This is a genomic window from Corynebacterium sp. MSK041, assembly GCF_030232265.1.
Taxonomy (GTDB): Bacteria; Actinomycetota; Actinomycetes; order Mycobacteriales; family Mycobacteriaceae; genus Corynebacterium.
In genome coordinates, this window is record NZ_JASPJK010000001.1 from 45,596 (window position 1) to 62,725 (window position 17,130).

Consider the following 17,130-nt stretch of genomic DNA (forward strand, 5'->3'; position numbering starts at 1 on the left):
CCGGCCTTCGCCGGGCAGCTAGGACTTACGTGTAAACACCCCACGTAGGTACCCCAGTGGATCAGTGACAATCTCGGCATTATTGCCGGAGAGGTCCACGCGCAGCACATTCTTCTCGGCGCCATACGGTGTCCAGCCCGGTTCACCGGTGGTGACGTAGTGGATGAGGCAGGCGTTGAGTCCAGCGCCAGCTGGGTAGGGGGCGGCGCCGAAGATGGGGGCGAGTTCGGCGCAGTGCCGTGCACGCGTGGTTGAGTCGGAGACAAGTTCCACCTGCCAGACGGTGCCAGGTGCGCGTTGCGCAACATCATCGACCCAGCGGCGGATGAGATTTGCGGAGAAGAACTCACCGGCAACATGCTTGGGGTTGCGTGCTTTAAGGCGTTTCAAAAACGGCCGGTACATGCCGGGTTTCAGTCCGATGAGGAAACCAGGCAGCACCATGGTGAACCACCCGGCCCTGACCTTGTCTTGTATGATGGTGCTGTCAAATATCTCCTCCTCAACGGTGGTGATCACCAGATCCACGTCCGCCATTTCTTCCGGTTCCAGTGGAGTAGGGCCCAACGCCATGTCGGTGAAATAGCGTGCGCGCGCCGTGCGGTAGGCACGTTCCAGGACCTTCGGTTTAGCGCGGTTCAGAGCACGGCGGGTCAGTGGGATACCGGCACCGGCACGGATGGCGGACTTGCGCTGGGCATAACTCATCCGCGGGAATGCGGGGGAGAGGGCCACCGCACGGCGGAAAGCACCGCGGTAGTGGTCTTTGCGCATGAGCCACAACACGATGGCTGCGCCAGCCGAGTGGCCCGACAAGGTTACGTTCGTGGGATCCCCGCCAAAGGCCTCAATGTTCTTTTGCACCCACTCGAGGCCCAGCGCCACATCATCCACAGCACGGAAGTGGTGCGGCTGATCATCGTGGAAAACAGCCAGGCCAGGTAATTTCATCCGGTAACCAATGCGTACGAGGATCACGCCGTTCGTGGCGAGTGCTTCGCCGGGGGAGGCCTCATCCGTATGGTCGCCCATTTCAAAGCGCCCACCGTGGATGTGTACCAGCACCGGCAGATCGTCTGCGTCGGTGGCGCCAGCGGGAGCGACGATGGACAGGGCGATGGCGTCGGGGCGCTCCCGGGTGGCGTCGATAAGCAATCCCTTCTCCGCGGGAACCGCATCGTCGAAGGGCGCGGGAATGTGTGAGTACCCAATCGAATGAAAATAGGCGGTGGAGCCGCGGGCAACCCCCACTACCGTCCCAGCTGGGCACGTCACTTCAACGGGTGAGTTCATGGCATCACAGTTTAACCGGGTAGTTTAGGGTGCGTGATCGACATTGGATTCAGCCTGACTCAGGCAAGCCCCTGGGTGCAGCTGCCCCTCGTTCTCCTCTTCGCGCTGCCCGCGGCTGTCGTCGCCGCCGCTGGTCTGATGCGTGGGGTGGACTGGCTCGCTGCAGTTTTGGGGGATTCCACACAAGGCGACGTAGAGTAGGTTTTTATGGCTAACCCCGAAGACCTGCGCAGGGAAGATCAGAAGCTTCCCAAGGCACGCAGGAAGTACCCGCGTTCGCGCGTCACCCAGGCACTGTGGGTGCTCATTGCGCTCGTGCTCATCGCGGGTGTTGTCAGCATGCTGTAGATGCTCACGATGCCAACAGGGCATCTCAAGGGATTCAGGCAGCTAGAGCACGTACAGGATTAAGGCATCTAGCTTCGTAGCGGACGGGCAGATGCTTCCGCCATTGTGCGGAAGAGCTCGATGTTCTCCAGATCCTCAATGAGCACGGCTTTGCCTTCCTTGTCGCACAACGGCACGCACCAGTTCTTGTACTGCTCTGCGTTGGTGCCAGGCAGGTTCTGAACCCGTTTGTCACCCACCATGTCCACCAGGTTGGTGCAGGTGAGAGCGGAATTTGTGCCGGCGATGAAACGGGTCAGGCCTAAGACGAGTTCATCCACATCGCCACGTTCATCGCGGTCCAATCCGGCGAAGTGTTGATCCGCCAGATCTGTTCCGGCGAAGGCTCCGGATTCACGCGCTGTGTCCAAGACGTCGCACTGCCATGCCACATCGGTGGCGTCGATGTCCTCAAACGCGTCGCTCATAAGCCCCAGCTCATTGCGCAACGCATTGTGGGCGCCGGACAGGTAGCCTGCGGTGGGTGGCAGATCGTGCGTGCCAATGGAGGATAGTGCCAGGTGGCGGTACTCCTGCTGGCCCAGCGGACGGCCGTCAGTGGGGGAGCTTTCAAACCAGATGACGGATGTGCCCAGCACGCCACGATCACGCAGAACATCCTGGACCCACGGCTCGAAGGTACCCAGGTCCTCACCCACAACAACCGCGCCGGCGCGCTGCGCCTCCAACGCGAGGATGCCCAGCATCGCTTCATGGTCGTAGTTCATATACGCGCCATTGGCGGGTGTGGACATGCGCGGGATCCAGAACAGGCGGAACAGGCCCAAGATGTGGTCCACGCGGATGCCGCCGGAGTGGGAGAGCACGGTGCGCAAAAGATCACGCCACGGCTTGTAGCCGACTTCAGCCAGCTTGTATGGGTTCCATGGTGGCTGGGACCAGTCCTGGCCTTGCTGGGAGTAGCCGTCCGGCGGGGCGCCGACCGAAGCGTCCGGTACCAGGACCTTGCGCAGCGTGTGTGCATCTGCCCCGCCCGGGTGAACGCCGACCGCCAGGTCCGTCATGATGCCAATGCGCATCCCGGCTTGCGTGGCTTTTTCCTGGGCGGCAGCGCGTTGCCGGTCGGCGACAAACTGTAGCCACATGTAGAAGCGGGCGAGCTCTTCTTGCTGTTCAACAGGTACAACGATGCGGTGCTTATCGCCGGCGGCGCGCGTATCCCGGTCAATCTCTGCCTGTGCGCACCACTGAGCAAAGGTCACCAGGCCCTCGCCCTGATCCGCAATGAACGCGTCAAAAGCGTCATGGTCGCCGGATTCCTCGAAGAGGAAGTACAGCTTCTGCAAGGCGGCCAGCTTGGTGTCAAAGATCGTGTTGCGTTCAATGAAGTCCGCGGAGCGGTTACGCGCTTTCAGTTCAGTGGACAGTTCGTTGATCTCGCTGCGCGTCTCTTCGTCGAGAAGCACAAATTCCGGCACATCTTCCACCGCAATATAAATGGGGTTCACGAACCTGCGCGACGTGGGCAGATACGGTGAGTCTTCCACGGGAGGGAAAGGTTGCGCCGCATGAACCGGATTGATCAGCAGGTAATCAGCGCCGTGACGTGCAGCCACCACGGCGAGTTCGCCCAGGTCGTGGAAGTCGCCGATGCCCCAGGACTGCTCCGAGCGAACGGAATACAGCTGCGCCATCATGCCCCACGCGGGATTCTGCACAAGCTCAAGATTCGTGTTCAGCACCCGCGGCGTCACCACAAGAGTGCACTCTTGTGCGATGTCAGCTTGCTCGCTTGTCGACGCCAAATGGATCCTATGCCACCCCACCGGCAGATCCCCGCGGGTGTGGAAGGATGCTTCGCCCCATTCGATGCCATCACGCCATGTGGGCGGATTCCAGTTTTCATCCTGGTAGACGGGGGAGGTGGAACCATCCTCGAGCGTGATCCACACGTCGGCGGGGGCACCCTCTGGGACGTGGATGGCGAAGGATTTTTCCTCCCCCTCACGTGCCACCACAACTGGTGGTAGGGGACGAGTTGCCCAGTGACGCTGCCATGCGTCGAGTGCCTCAGTGAGTTCTTCTTTTGAGGGGTCGTCCGACAAAGGGACGTCGAGAGCCTGAAGTAGCGTGACCAGGGATTCGCGCGGTGACGCTACGGTCTCATTGGTCAGCCCACGGTACGTGAGGGAGAAGCCATAGGCGGTTGCAAGATTCTCGAGGAGGTCGGTGTCAGCCACACTGTCGCATTCTGCCAAAGAACGCCGGCGATCGCTTCATCTTAGTGAGACTCAGCCTAGTTTCTCCTGCAAAAGTGGCTGGCTAAGTGTGCGTTACCCGCCACACACAAGGTACGGTTTTGTATTGTTCGACACACCGCGAAGGTCGTGAAAAGTAGCGAAAGGTAGGTCCGTGACTACTCCCAGCAAGACGTATTCCACCCCAGCAGGCTTTACGCTCGCGCCCGACGAGAACTGTCTGACGCTCGTAATTAAGCAGTGCACGGAGAATCCCGACAAGGTGATGTTCTCCCGCCCTGATGGCCATGACTGGGTAGAAGTGACCGGCCGTGAGTTCATGGAGCAGTTCCGTGCCGTAGCTAAGGGGCTGGTGGCTAATGGCATTGAGTTCGGTGACCGCGTGGCGCTCATGGCGGATTCCAGCTACGGCTGGGCCGTCATGGACTTTGCTATTTGGGCTGCCGGCGCATCGAGTGTGCCGGTCTACCCCTCTTCGTCAGAGCACCAGGTGCAGTGGATCGTGGAGGACTCTGGTGCTCGCATCGCGGTCACGGATACAGAGGCGAACCGGCAGCTCTACAACAACCTGTTGTTGGGTGAAGATGGCACGCCGCGACTGAAGGATTCACCGTCCCAGCTGCTGCGCACGCTATCCTTTGCGGAGGATGCGCTTGAGGTTCTCGCTGAGGATGGCAAGGACGTTGAGGATGCAGTTATTGACGATCGCATTTCCCGCATCCAGCACGACGACCTAGCCTCGCTGGTGTACACCTCCGGCACGACCGGCCGCCCCAAGGGCTGCATCCTGACCCACCTGGTGTGGGCGCATGAGGCAGTAGCGCTGTTGACCCACCCGATTGGTCACACCATTGCTACCCGCCCGGACGTCCGCTACGTCACCATCCTGCCCCTGGCCCACGTTCTAGCTCGTGCCGTTGCCTTGGCTTCCACCATTGCTGGTGCGCACCAGATTCACTGGTCTGACACCCGCACCATCGTCATGGGGCTCCAGCGTTTCCAGCCGCACATGCTGCTGGGTGTGCCGCGCATCTTTGAGAAGGTGCGCGATGGCGCCTACAACAAGGCTGCCGATAGCTCCGACTTTGCGGCGCGCACCTTCCTTCAGGCGGAGAAGGCCGCGGTGGCCTACTCCAAGGCGCTGGATACCCCGGAGGGGCCGTCGCTGTTCCTGAAGGCGAGGCGCGCCATCTTTGACCGCCTTGTGTACAAGAAGCTGCGCGATGCGGTTGGTGGGGAAGCCGAATTTGCTATCTCCGGTGGCTCTGCACTGTCCAAGCACCTCAACCACTTCTTCCGCGGTGCGCGTTTGCCAATCTGTGAAGGCTACGGGCTGACCGAAACCGCTGCTGCTGCAGCCGTGAACTTTGGTGAGGAAACCAAGATCGGTACCGTGGGCAAGCCTCTCAACGGTTACTCCGCAATGATCAATGAAGACGGTGAGATCTGCTTCAAGGGCGACGGTGTGTTCAAGGGCTACTGGAACAACCCGGAAGCCACCGCTGAGGCGATCAAGGATGGCTGGTTCTGCACCGGCGACTTGGGTGAGATTGATGAGGACGGCTACATCACCATCACCGGCCGCAAGAAGGACCTCATTGTCACCGCCGGCGGCAAGAACGTCTCGCCTGGTCCGATGGAGGACATTCTGCGCGGTGATCCGCTGATTTCCCAGGCGCTGATCGTCGGCGATGGTAAGCCCTACGTTGGTGTGCTAGTCACCCTCGACGAGGACGAGCTGCGCCGCTGGAAGGAGCGCAACAACGTTCCGGAGTCCACCCCGCTGCGTCAGTTGGTGAAGACGCCGGAGCTGCGCGCTTACGTCCAGGATGCTGTGAATGAGGTCAACCGCACGGTCAGCCACGCGGAGCAGATTAAGAAGTTCCGTATTCTGACCAGGGATCTTTCGGAGGATTCCGGCGAGATGACCCCGACTATGAAGATCAAGCGCAACGTGGTCTTTGAGCGCTACAAGAAGGACATCGATCGCTTGTACCGCTAATTGTGGCGTAGTTAACAAAAAGTTTCTGAAACCGCCACGAACACACCCCCTTCACGGTATTTTTACTTTGCAAAGTACCTCGAAGGGAGTTTTACTGTCATGGCCCTGTCCACCTACACCACTCCGGCACCATTCACCGTCGCGCCGGATGAAAACTGCTACTCGGCTCTCGTGGCTAATGCTGAGGCCCGCCCGGACACAGTGTTGTTCACCAAACCCGAAGCTCACGAGTGGCGAGATGTCACTGCGGCTGAGTTCGTCGCCGAGGTGCGCGAAGTGGCCAAGGGGCTCATCGCTTTGGGCGCGCAGAAGGGCGATCGTGTTGCCCTTCTTTCTGGTGCGCGCTACGAGTGGGCAGTGGTGGACTTTGCCATCATGGCCGCCGGCCTGACCACCGCCGCGATCTACCCCACGAGCTCCCTGGACCAGGTGCAGTGGATCGTCGAAGATTCCGGCGCCGTCATCGCGATCGGGGAGCGCCCAGAGCACGGCAGCATGTTCTCCTCGGTCATCGATTCGGATCTCCGCGAGATTATGCTTTTCGACGATGAACCCGGCGCCATCGCCACCCTCAAGGAAGCCGGCCAGTCCGTCACTGACGCTGAGCTGGATGAGCGCATCGCCGGAATCCACCACGATGACATTGCCTCCTTGGTGTACACCTCCGGCACCACCGGCCGTGCCAAGGGCTGCATGATCACCCACCTGAACTGGATCTTCCAGATTCGTGGTCTTTTGGCTCACCCGGCTGGCCAGGTGGCTCACCGTGGCAACAAGGTGGTCACCTACCTGCCCCTGGCTCACGTCATGGCGCGCTCCGTGCACCTGGCCGCCACGATCGGTGAAACCACCCAAACCCACTGGCAGGACGTGTCCACCATTGCTGCTGAGTTCCAGCGCGTGAAGCCGGATCTCGTGCTTGGTGTGCCGCGTGTGTATGAGAAGGTGCGCGACGCTGCCCGCAGAAAAGCATCCGATGGCTCCGCGATCGGCGCGAAGATCTTCGCTGACGCGGAAAAGACCGCCATCGCCTACTCCGAGTCGCTGGACAAGGGCGGCCCTTCGCTAGTGTTGCGCGCGAAGCGAGCGCTCTTTGACAAGCTCGTCTACTCCAAGATCCGCGAGGCCCTCGGAGGCAAGGTGTCTTACGGTATCTCCGGCGGCTCCGCACTGGGCATCCCACTCGGCCACTTCTACCGCGGTGCCGGCCTGCCGGTCTATGAGGGATACGGTCTCACCGAAACGTCCTCCGCCGCCGCACTCAGCTTCGGCGATGACCGCAAGATCGGCAGCGTGGGCAAGCCCATGATGGGCTACACCGTCAAACTCACAGAGGAAGGCGAGATCTGCTTCTCCGGCCCCGGCGTTTTCACCGGGTACTGGAAGAACGAGGAAGCTACCAAGGAAGCGCTTATCGACGGCTTCTTCCACACCGGCGACCTCGGCCACCTCGACGATGACGGGAACATCTTCATCACCGGCCGCAAGAAGGACATCCTGGTCACCTCCGGCGGCAAGAACGTTGCCCCGCAGCCACTCGAGGAGCTGCTCCGCCAGGATCCGCTCATCTCCCAGGCAGTCGTGGTTGGTGACGGCAAGCCGTTCATCGGTGCCCTCATCGCCCTTGATGAGGACGCGCTTTCGACGTGGAAAGCGGAGCGTGGCATCGATCCGGACGAGCCCACCTACCGTCTGGCCAAGCGCAATGACCTGCGCATGGAAATGCAGGACGCCATCAACCGCACCAACCAGGCAGTGAGTAATGCGGAAGCGATTAAGAAGTTCCGCATCCTCCCGCGCGACCTCACCGAAGCAGACGGCGAACTGACCCCGTCCCTGAAGGTGAAGCGTCCGGCGGTGCTGAAGAGCTTCGACCACCAGATGCGCAAGCTCTACCCGTAGAACTACTCACCCCGCTATGGTCCCCGGCCTTGTTGCCGGGGACCATTCTCCTTTTGGCACGAGTTTTAGTCTCTGTTTGATGCTCTTCCGGCGCGCCGTACAGGAACCTGTGAATTTCTGGCTTAATGTTGGCCACCGAACCCACTAACCCGGTCAACCCAAGGAGGCGAGTGTGCACCGGACCGCTGCGACGCTGCGCCACCGCGAGCTGACCCAAGAGGTCTACAACATCGGCGACGAAGTTGCCGAATACATCGAGCACATCGCCGAAGCTATCGCCGATTACGATGGCGAACTTACCGACGATTGCCTCGCAGAATTCGCCGAGATTGTCGATGACGCACGCATTGATGCCCGTCGCGTCGTTGGTGAACTGATCGGCCTACGCCAAGCGCTCGTATCTGGGGTCCGCGCTGGGTCTATCTCCGCGGCGTTGCCCGCCGAAGAGCGCATTCCCGAACCTGAGCGCCTCGACGCCTCCGGGCTTTTCGAGCTTTTCCCTCTTCCTTCCCCCTCCCCGGTGAAGGACATGACGGAAGCGTGCGTCCAGCGTACCGACCTTATCGTCCAGCATCTCGGTGAAGTGGTGGACTACACCCTCGAACAAACCGACATGGTCGCGCAGAACCTCGCCGCTGTGTCCCTGCCACACCTCTACGCTCGTGTTGGTGAACTGGTGGAATCTGCCGTTGACGGCTGGCTCGACGCTGTTGCTGCTGAGCATCCCGGCTTCACCCGCGCTATGCGCGGCTCTAACCCACCGAAGTTCCTGGAGGAACGCGCGCGTGTGGATGCGATCGTGGCCAAGGTCGCTGCGAAGCGCTCCCGCCGCGGCGCCTAGTGTGTTCCTGGCCCGTTTCGGTTCCTGACCACCTCGGTTCCTGACCACCTCGGTTCCTGACCACCTCGGTTCCTGACCACCTCGGTTCCAGCTGACGCCCCCCCTAGCCGCCCCAAACCGCAAACCCCAATAAATGTTTTCAAATAAACCAGGATGGGCCGCCAGATTTTTGCGGAGACTGATGCTGCCACTTGGTTTATTTGAGTTCATTTATTGCAGTTGATTTATTGCAATTCATTCATCACGGTTTGGAAGACAATGAACCGGTGGACAACAGCGGAAAGGCACCAGCTTGTGGATAACCAAGCGAATTCCACAGGGGTTAATTGGTAAAGCTCGACAAACGGAGCGTCATCACCGAAGCTGTGTTCATGGGGGACATGAGACGAGCGGAATTGGCTGCTTTGATTATTAACTTGCGGACCATGGCGGGGCACAACCGCGAGGTGTTGGCGGGTATCCAGGACGGGTCGGTGACTCTGCTGAGTAGGGACAAGGCAATTCGTACAGAGTGCTACCAGGATCTGCCGGACTACGAGAAGGCGTTTGTGCGGGCTTACGCGGTGGGATTGGGTGCGCATCGGGCGGTGCTGACGGGGTATTCGGCGGCGCGCATACACGGAATGTGGGTGGCGGGCAGTGCTCGCGAGCCAGTTGAGTTGGCGCTGGCGGAGATTCCGCCGCGGGCGCAGTGGCAGTCCGGGACCCTGTACCGGCGGCTGGCATTGGCAGAGGAGGAAATTCTGCACGTGGGTGGGGTGCGGACACCGCGGTTGTTTCGGGTGTTTGTGGAGATTGCTCGGCATCACGGGTTTATCGCCGGCCTGGTGGCGGCGGATTGGTTGAGAGGGATGGGGATGGATCTCGAAGAAATGCGCAGGCAGGTTGCGTTGCTGGGGCCGGTGCGAGGAGTGCGGAATGTGCGTGACGCGGTGGAGTTCTCCGTGGCCTGTTCAGAGTCGCCGTTCGAGCCATACGCGCGGGGTTTGCTCATCCGCGCTGGGTTGAATGTGCAAGCACAAGCATTGCTTTGCGACGGCAAATACCGCGCCGATCTCCTCGTCGAAAGCTGGACGGTCGTGGAGATCGACGGGGATGTGAAGTACTCGGGTGAGTATGGGGAGACGGGACAGGTGTTGTTGGAGGAGAAGAAGCGGGAGAACCGGATCCGGAACGAGGGGGTGTCGGTGTTGAGGTACTCTCCAGCGGAGTTGTTGCGGGACCCAGCGAAGTTTGTGCGGGAGGTGCAGGCGGAGGTTGAGCGGAACCGGGCTAAAGGTGCGGTGGCGTGAGTCTGCTTAGACTGGCACGTATGAGTTCTGACGCTTTTGGCGTGTACGTGCACGTCCCGTTTTGTTCGACGCGGTGCGGGTACTGCGACTTCAACACGTATACCCCGTCGGAGACAGAGACGAGCTATGCGGCGTACTTGGATGCGTTAGAGCAAGAGCTGGAGCTGGCCGCGCGAGAATACGGGCAGGAGGGCCAGCCGGCGGACACGGTATTCATTGGTGGGGGAACACCATCGCTATTGGGGGCGGACGGTTTGGGCAGGATCCTCGCACGGATCCGGAACACATTTGGCCTCGCCGAGGGGGCGGAGGTGACCACGGAGTCGAATCCGGAGTCGACCAGTCCGGAGTACTTCGAGGGGCTCAAGACGCATGGGTTCACGCGGGTGTCGTTGGGGATGCAGTCCGCGTCCACGCCGATTTTGAAGGTGTTGGACCGGCAGCACACGCCGGGCCGGGCGGTGGCAGCAGCGAAGGAAGCGCAGGCAGCAGGGTTTGCGCACGTGAATTTGGACCTCATCTACGGCACGCCGACGGAGACGGAAGATGACGTGAAGCGCAGCTTGGAGGCGGTGCTGGAGGCGGGGGTGGATCACGTGTCGGCGTATTCGCTGATTGTGGAGGATGGCACGGCGATGTCCCGGAAGATCCGTAAGGGCGAGCTGCCGGCGCCGCAGGAAGATACGTATGCGGACCGCTATGAGCTCATCGCGGACACACTGGAGCAGGCCGGCTATGGCTGGTACGAAGTATCCAATTGGGCGAAGGAAAGCGGGGAGTGCCGGCACAACCTCATCTACTGGCGCGGCGGTCACTGGTGGGGTGCGGGGCCCGGGGCACATGGCTATGTCAACCGGACGCGGTACATGAACGTGAAGCGCCCAGAGCGCTACAACCAGATGCTTGCCGGGCATGAGCTGCCCATTCATCGCACGGAGACCATCACCGATGAGGAGCACCACTTTGAGCAGATCATGCTGGGTCTGCGGCTCAAGGAGGGGATCCCTGCGGGGTGGGTGGGGGAGGGGGCGCGGGGTGTCGTCGATAAGCATGTGCGCGCTGGGCTGCTTGAGGTGGATGAGCGGATTCGGGTGACGGATGCGGGCAGGCTTTTGGCGGACGGGATCATCACGGACATCTTGGCGGCGGAGTGATCCGACGCTAGACTGGCTTAGCAGTCGACGCTTTAGAGTGCTAAATGAGTGCTAAGGAGGGCGCGAACATGGCTAGTCCTGCACGCGAACGTAGGCAGGCGGTTCTGCGCGCGATCGTGGCGGACTACATCGCGATGCAGGAGCCGGTCGGATCCAAAACCCTGGTGGAGAAGCACAAGCTCCAGGTCAGTTCCGCAACGATCCGCAACGATATGGCGGTGCTTGAGACGGAGGGCTACATCGCGCAGCCACACGCGAGCTCGGGGCGCGTACCCACGGAGAAGGGCTACCGCGCCTTCGTCGATGCGATCAATGAGGTCAAACCGCTGTCGCTGCCGGAGCGTCGCGCTATTTCGGATTTCTTGGAATCCGGCGTTGACCTAGAAGACGTGATGCGGCGTTCGGCGCACTTGTTGGCGCAACTCACGCGCCAAGCGGCGGTGGTGCAGCTGCCCACGTTGTCGGTCTCACGCATCAAGCATTGTGAGGTTGTGGCGCTAACGTCGCGTCGCCTGTTGATCGTGGTCATCACGGATAACGGCCGCGTGGATCAGCGCAATGTTGAGCTCAGTTCGCTTATCGACGAATCCGGCGTCACCTACCTCCGCGACCTCCTCAACGGAGCCCTGGCCGGCAAGACGATGTCGGATGCGTCGAGTTCCCTGGCGCTCTTGGCAGCTGATCCGCCACCGGCGGTTGCGGACCACGTGACGCGGGCGATCGCGGTGATCATGGACACCTTGGTGGATACTCCATCGGACCGCGTGTTGATCGCGGGGGCGGCGAACCTGGTGCCAAAGACGACGGATTTGCTGAGCGTCGTGGAGGCACTGGAGGAGCAGGTGGTGGTGCTCAAGCTGCTGGCTAATCTGCCGGAGCTGGGTAATGTCTCCGTGGTTATCGGCAAAGAAAATGAGGATGAGGATCTAGCGAAGGCCAGTATCGTGACCACCAGTTATGGCGCCGCGGGGGAGACGTTTGGTGGTTTGGGTGTCCTCGGCCCGACGTACATGGACTACCCCGGTACGATTCAAAAGGTTGCGGCGGTGGCAAACTACATCAGCCTGATTCTCGCCGGCGAAGAAAGGACTTAACTCAACTGTGGCACGCGATTACTACGGCATCTTGGGTGTGGATAAGAACGCCACGGATACGGAGATTAAGAAGGCATACCGGCGTTTGGCACGCAAGTATCACCCGGATGTGAACGACACGGATGAGGCGGCGGAGAAGTTCCGCGAAATCTCCTTGGCGCAGGAAGTACTGCTCGACCCGGATAAACGGCACATCGTGGATCGTGGGGGCGACCCGATGGAGCAGGCTGCCGGCGGTGCCGGCGGCGGTGGATTCGGGTTCGGCGATATCTTCGAGGCTTTCTTCGGTGACAGCGCCGGTGGCGGAGGCCGTGGGCCACGTTCCCGCGTGCAGCCAGGTAGTGACGCGTTGTTGCGCACCACGATCACGTTGGCGGAGGCCTACACCGGCACTCGCCAGGAAGTGACCGTGGATACCGCTGTGCTGTGTGAGCACTGCCATGGCACGGGCTCAGAATCTGAGTCCAAGCCTGTGATGTGTGATGGTTGTGATGGTCACGGCCAGGTGCAGCAGGTGCAGCAGTCTTTCTTGGGCAACATCATGACCACGACGACGTGCCCGAAGTGTTCCGGTTTCGGTGAGATCATCACCGATCCGTGCCAGAAGTGCGGTAGTCAGGGTCGTGTGCGTTCGCGTCGGGACATCACGGTGAATATCCCTGCCGGTATTTCCTCCGGTATGCGCATCCGTATGGCTGGTCAGGGTGAGGTCGGCCACGGTGGTGGCGCAGCGGGTGACCTGTACGTGGAGGTCACCACGGATAACCACCCGGTGTTTGTCCGCGATGGGGACAACCTGCACCTGAAGGTCTCCGTTCCCATGTTCGATGCAGCGCTGGGCACAGACGTGACGGTGGAGAACCTGGCGGGGGAGACCACCACGATTGAGATCCCGGCTGGTACGCAGCCGAATGAGGAGATCGTGCTGGAAGGCGAAGGCATGCCACGCCTGCGCGCGGAAGGAGCTGGCAACATGGTGGCCCACGTCCAGGTTGTTGTGCCGACGGAGCTGACCAAGGACCAGCGTGCAGCCCTCGAGGACCTGCGTGCCGGCCATGACGCTGAGGCCTTCGTGGAGGAAGAACATCCGGAAGGTGGCAGCTTCTTCGGTCGCATGCGCAACCGTTTCCGCCGCTAGAACCATGAGTCTGCCGTATTTCATCACCGAAGATCCCTTATCTGGTCGCCTTAGCGGACCGGAGGGCCGCCACGCCGTCACGGTCAAAAGGATTCAGCCCGGAGAGCACGTCATGCTTATCGACGGCACCGGTACCACCGCCGAAGTCCGCGTCACCGCGGTGGAGGGGAAGGATGGGCTGGTGGGGGAGGTCGTCGATAAGCAAAAAGTGCCTTTACCTACGCCGAGGGTGACGATTGTGCAGGCCATCCCGAAATCTGAGCGTGCGGAGTTGGCCGTGGACCTGGCAACGCAAGGTGGCGCGGATGCGATCGTGCCATGGATTTCGCACCGCACGATCGCGCGATGGCAGGGCCCGAAGGTGGCCAAGAATGTGGAGAAATGGCAGGCCACCGCGCGTGAAGCGGCGAAACAATCGCGCCGGGCGTGGATCCCGCAGGTGCATGATCCGGTGACCACGAACCAGCTGGCGGAGATGCTGCGCGGCAAGGTGGCGTACGTACTGCATGAGGATGCGACCGTGAGCATCAAGGATGTGGATTTGAGTGCGGATGAGATCTTCCTCATCATCGGCCCGGAAGGTGGCATCGGTGAAGACGAACTGGAGCTGCTCGGCGCGCAGGCGATCACGCTGGGTCCGGAGGTTCTGCGCACGGCGAGTGCCGGGCTGGCTGCTCTTTCCGCCGTCGGCGCGCTGACGGGCCGCTGGTAGGGTGAGCCGCATGGCAGAACTGGTCACACGCTCCCATGAGCTCGACCCCGAATACGCCCAAGCTGTGCTGGGCATCAATGACTCGACGCTGCATACGCTCAATCAGCTGCTCGGCGCCGATCTTTTCGCTCGCGGCACCACCGTAACCATGCGTGGTCCGGTTGACGCCGTGGCGTACGCCGCGCGGGTGGTGGATGAGATTCAGGCGATGGCCCGCCGCGGCATCGTGATCACCTCGGATGCGGTGAAGCACGCGGTGGACATCATGGCTACGGACATGCCGGAATCCGCTGCGGAGATTCTCGGACGCGAGATCATCGCGCGCCGCGGTAAGGTCATCCGCCCGAAGACGGCGGGGCAGCGGGAATATGTCGATGCGATTGATGAGAACACGATTGTCTTCGGCATTGGCCCCGCCGGCTCCGGTAAGACTTACCTGGCAGTGGCCAAGGCGGTGCAGGCGCTGCAGGCCAAAGAGGTCAAGCGCATCATTCTCACCCGCCCCGCAGTGGAAGCAGGGGAGAAGCTGGGCTTTCTGCCCGGCACGCTGAATGACAAAATTGACCCCTATTTGCGCCCGCTTTACGACGCATTGCGGGACATGCTCGACCCCGACATGATCCCCAAACTCATGGAGGCCGGCATCATCGAAGTGGCGCCGTTGGCCTACATGCGTGGCCGTACGCTTAACGACGCGTTTGTCATTCTAGATGAGGCGCAGAACACCACCCCTTCGCAGATGAAGATGTTCCTCACCCGCCTTGGTTTTGGTTCCAAGATGGTGGTCACTGGCGATATTTCTCAGGTGGACCTGCCACGCGGTGTGGTCTCTGGCCTGCGAATCGTGCGCAAGATCCTGCGCGACGTCCCCGGGATTCACTTCCAGGAGTTCGGAGCCAATGATGTGGTGCGCCACCAATTGGTCAGCCGTATTGTGGCCGCATATGACAAGTATGACGCCGACCGCGCCGCACGGTGGGATGCGGAGGCGGAACACCAGGCGCATCCGGAGGACACTCCAGCGGACACTAAGGAGCAAGCATGAGCATCGAAGTCCTGAACGAGTCAGGGGAGACGGACGTCAACGAAGAAATGCTCGTTGACGTTGCTTCCTTTGCGTTGCGCGCCATGGACGTTCACCCGGATACAGATCTGACCATCACGTGCGTGGACACACCCACTATGGCGGACCTGCACATGCGGTGGATGGACCTGCCGGGCCCGACGGATGTGATGAGCTTCCCCATGGATGAACTCACCCCTGGTTCCGGCCGCCCGGATGCGCCGGCACCAGGCCCGGCCATGCTGGGCGACATCATCTTGTGCCCGGAGTATGACCGAAAGCAGGCAGACGCTGCCGGCCACCCGCTCGGCCATGAAATGGCGCTGTTGACCGTCCACGGGTGCCTGCACCTGCTGGGTTATGACCATGCCACCCCGGCCGATGAGCGTGAGATGTTCGCACTCCAGAACGAGATCCTGGCGGATTGGTACGACGACTTGGCAGCCCGCGGCGTCACCTACCAGCCCAAACCGGAAGGCAAGCACGCGTTCCCGTCGGCGGCGGATCGGGTGGAGCTTGACGGGATCGTCGAGAAGCGAGGCGAGTAACCACCGTGACTTTGTGGGCAACCTACCTGCTCGTAGCACTCGTCTCCTTGGCGGCGGCGGGCGTGATCAAGATGATCGAGTCCGCGCTCATCCCCATTTCCAAAGCGCGCGTGGAAGCCATGGCCAAAGACGAGGTCAGCGGCGCGCGCGCCTTGCTGCGCGTGGTGGATTCCAAAACCAACCACCTCAGCATGCTGGCGCTCGTGCAAATGGTGCTGGACACCCTCGCGGCAGTCTTCGCGCTGCTCACGGCGCTGGAGCTCATTGAATCCCGCGTGTGGGCGATCACGGCCGCGATTCTGGCTGTGGCGTTGCTGCGTTTTGGCCTCATCGGCATAAATGCGCGCCGGGCCGGCAAGCTGAACCCGTACACGATCTCCCTGCGTGCGGCGCAGATCCTCACCGTCGTGTACACGGTGCTGGGACCGCTGTCCAAGCTGCTCATTCGGGCCAGCAACCTGGTGACCCCTGGTGAAGAGGACCTGGAAAACCCCTACGCCACGGACGTGGAACTACGCGAAGCGGTGGACATCGCGCAAGAGCAGGGCGTGGTGGAAACCACCGAACGCCGCATGATCCAAAACATTTTTGACCTGGCAGACACACAGGCGCGTCAGGTGATGGTGCCCCGCCCGGAAATGGTGTGGATTGAACACGAAAAATCCGCCGGCCAGGCAGCCAATCTGATGATCCGCTCCGGACACTCCCGCGTCCCCGTTATCGGGGAAAGCGTTGATGACGTGCTGGGCATCGCGTACCTCAAAGACGTGGTGGCCAAAACCTACAACCGCACTGACGGCGGCACCGGTGTGCGCATCACGGAACTTATGCGCGAACCGATGTACGTCCCCGACTCCAAGTCGCTGGATGATCTACTGCAGGAAATGCAGCGGGACCAAACCCACATTGCCATCCTGGTGGATGAATACGGTGGCATCGCCGGGCTCATGACCATGGAGGACATCCTCGAAGAGATCGTCGGTGAGATCGCCGATGAGTATGACGCGGACGAGGAAGCCCCGATCGAACCGGTGGACAGTGAGGATTCCGCCCCGGACACCCGCCTTTTCCGCGCCCAGGCACGCTTGCCATTGGATGATCTGGTGGATTACTTCTCCGACGAGCAGGGCTTCACCTTCGAATTCGACGAGGAAATCACGGACAACGTTGAAACCGTCGCGGGCCTACTGTCCTACGGCCTGGGCCGCGTGCCCTTGCCAGGCTCCGATGTGGAAGTAGGCGGCATCCGCTTCACCGCCGAAGGTGGCCGCGATCGCCGCGGACGCATCAAAGTGCGCACCGTACTCATTGAAGTTCCGGAGTCGCTTATCGACGCCCCCACCTCCGACACCCCCGAACCCAGCACCTCCGGATCCTCCCGCACCTACCGCCCCGCCCCCAGCGAGTAACGGGTTGAAGGACACCGTGTGTGTCCGAACGTTTTTCGCGGTCCTTAACTTTTTAGGTTTCGAGGGAACCGGGGTG

General features: G+C 61.2%; 15 protein-coding genes. 13 read left to right on the top strand and 2 right to left on the bottom strand.

The annotated features are described in order from the left end of the window. Window positions 1–18: 18 nt before the first annotated feature. On the bottom strand, window positions 19–1,293 hold the full coding sequence (locus tag QP968_RS00235; RefSeq protein WP_284854324.1) for a carboxylesterase family protein: 1,275 nt from the start codon (window positions 1,291–1,293) through the stop codon (window positions 19–21). A 33-nt stretch (window positions 1,294–1,326) separates the two neighbouring features. Here QP968_RS00235 and QP968_RS00240 point away from each other — a divergent pair, with 33 nt between their 5' ends. Further along, entirely contained in the window at window positions 1,327–1,494 is a 168-nt protein-coding gene (locus tag QP968_RS00240) for a hypothetical protein (protein WP_284854325.1), read from the top strand. Between the two features lie 6 nt (window positions 1,495–1,500). Beyond that, a complete protein-coding gene (locus QP968_RS00245; RefSeq protein ID WP_284854326.1) occupies window positions 1,501–1,641 on the top strand; it encodes a hypothetical protein in 141 nt (46 codons plus the stop codon). 68 nt (window positions 1,642–1,709) lie between these two features. Here the strand turns inward: QP968_RS00245 and malQ are convergent, their stop codons facing one another. Further along, window positions 1,710–3,881 (bottom strand): 4-alpha-glucanotransferase, encoded by a 2,172-nt coding sequence (malQ, locus tag QP968_RS00250; RefSeq protein WP_284854327.1) that lies wholly within the window; start codon window positions 3,879–3,881, stop codon window positions 1,710–1,712. 172 nt (window positions 3,882–4,053) lie between these two features. Here malQ and QP968_RS00255 point away from each other — a divergent pair, with 172 nt between their 5' ends. From QP968_RS00255 to QP968_RS00305, 11 genes are all read left to right on the top strand, one after another. Continuing rightward, a complete protein-coding gene (locus tag QP968_RS00255) occupies window positions 4,054–5,901 on the top strand; it encodes an AMP-dependent synthetase/ligase (protein WP_284854328.1) in 1,848 nt (615 codons plus the stop codon). A 99-nt stretch (window positions 5,902–6,000) separates the two neighbouring features. Further along, entirely contained in the window at window positions 6,001–7,803 is a 1,803-nt protein-coding gene (locus QP968_RS00260) for an AMP-dependent synthetase/ligase (RefSeq protein WP_284854329.1), read from the top strand. Between the two features lie 172 nt (window positions 7,804–7,975). Continuing rightward, window positions 7,976–8,644, top strand: a complete 669-nt coding sequence (locus QP968_RS00265) for a hypothetical protein (RefSeq protein ID WP_284854330.1) — start codon at window positions 7,976–7,978, stop codon at window positions 8,642–8,644. A gap of 380 nt (window positions 8,645–9,024) precedes the next feature. Next, a complete protein-coding gene (locus QP968_RS00270; RefSeq protein ID WP_284854331.1) occupies window positions 9,025–9,936 on the top strand; it encodes a putative endonuclease domain-containing protein in 912 nt (303 codons plus the stop codon). 20 nt (window positions 9,937–9,956) lie between these two features. After that, entirely contained in the window at window positions 9,957–11,090 is a 1,134-nt protein-coding gene (gene hemW, locus QP968_RS00275; protein WP_284854332.1) for a radical SAM family heme chaperone HemW, read from the top strand. 68 nt (window positions 11,091–11,158) lie between these two features. Further along, window positions 11,159–12,184, top strand: coding sequence for a heat-inducible transcriptional repressor HrcA (gene hrcA, locus QP968_RS00280; protein WP_284854333.1), 1,026 nt, complete (start codon window positions 11,159–11,161; stop codon window positions 12,182–12,184). A gap of 7 nt (window positions 12,185–12,191) precedes the next feature. Next, the gene (dnaJ, locus tag QP968_RS00285) at window positions 12,192–13,322 is read left to right on the top strand and encodes a molecular chaperone DnaJ (RefSeq protein WP_284854334.1); all 1,131 of its coding nucleotides are present in this window, start codon (window positions 12,192–12,194) and stop codon (window positions 13,320–13,322) included. 4 nt (window positions 13,323–13,326) lie between these two features. Further along, window positions 13,327–14,034 (top strand): 16S rRNA (uracil(1498)-N(3))-methyltransferase, encoded by a 708-nt coding sequence (locus QP968_RS00290; RefSeq protein WP_284854335.1) that lies wholly within the window; start codon window positions 13,327–13,329, stop codon window positions 14,032–14,034. A 10-nt stretch (window positions 14,035–14,044) separates the two neighbouring features. Further along, window positions 14,045–15,079: a PhoH family protein gene (locus tag QP968_RS00295; RefSeq protein ID WP_284854336.1), complete on the top strand. Its 1,035-nt coding sequence runs from the start codon at window positions 14,045–14,047 to the stop codon at window positions 15,077–15,079. After that, entirely contained in the window at window positions 15,076–15,645 is a 570-nt protein-coding gene (gene ybeY / locus QP968_RS00300) for an rRNA maturation RNase YbeY (RefSeq protein ID WP_284854337.1), read from the top strand. The genes QP968_RS00295 and ybeY overlap by 4 nt, the downstream gene beginning before the upstream one ends. 5 nt (window positions 15,646–15,650) lie before the next feature. Beyond that, window positions 15,651–17,054: a hemolysin family protein gene (locus QP968_RS00305; protein WP_284854338.1), complete on the top strand. Its 1,404-nt coding sequence runs from the start codon at window positions 15,651–15,653 to the stop codon at window positions 17,052–17,054. Window positions 17,055–17,130 lie beyond the last annotated feature (76 nt).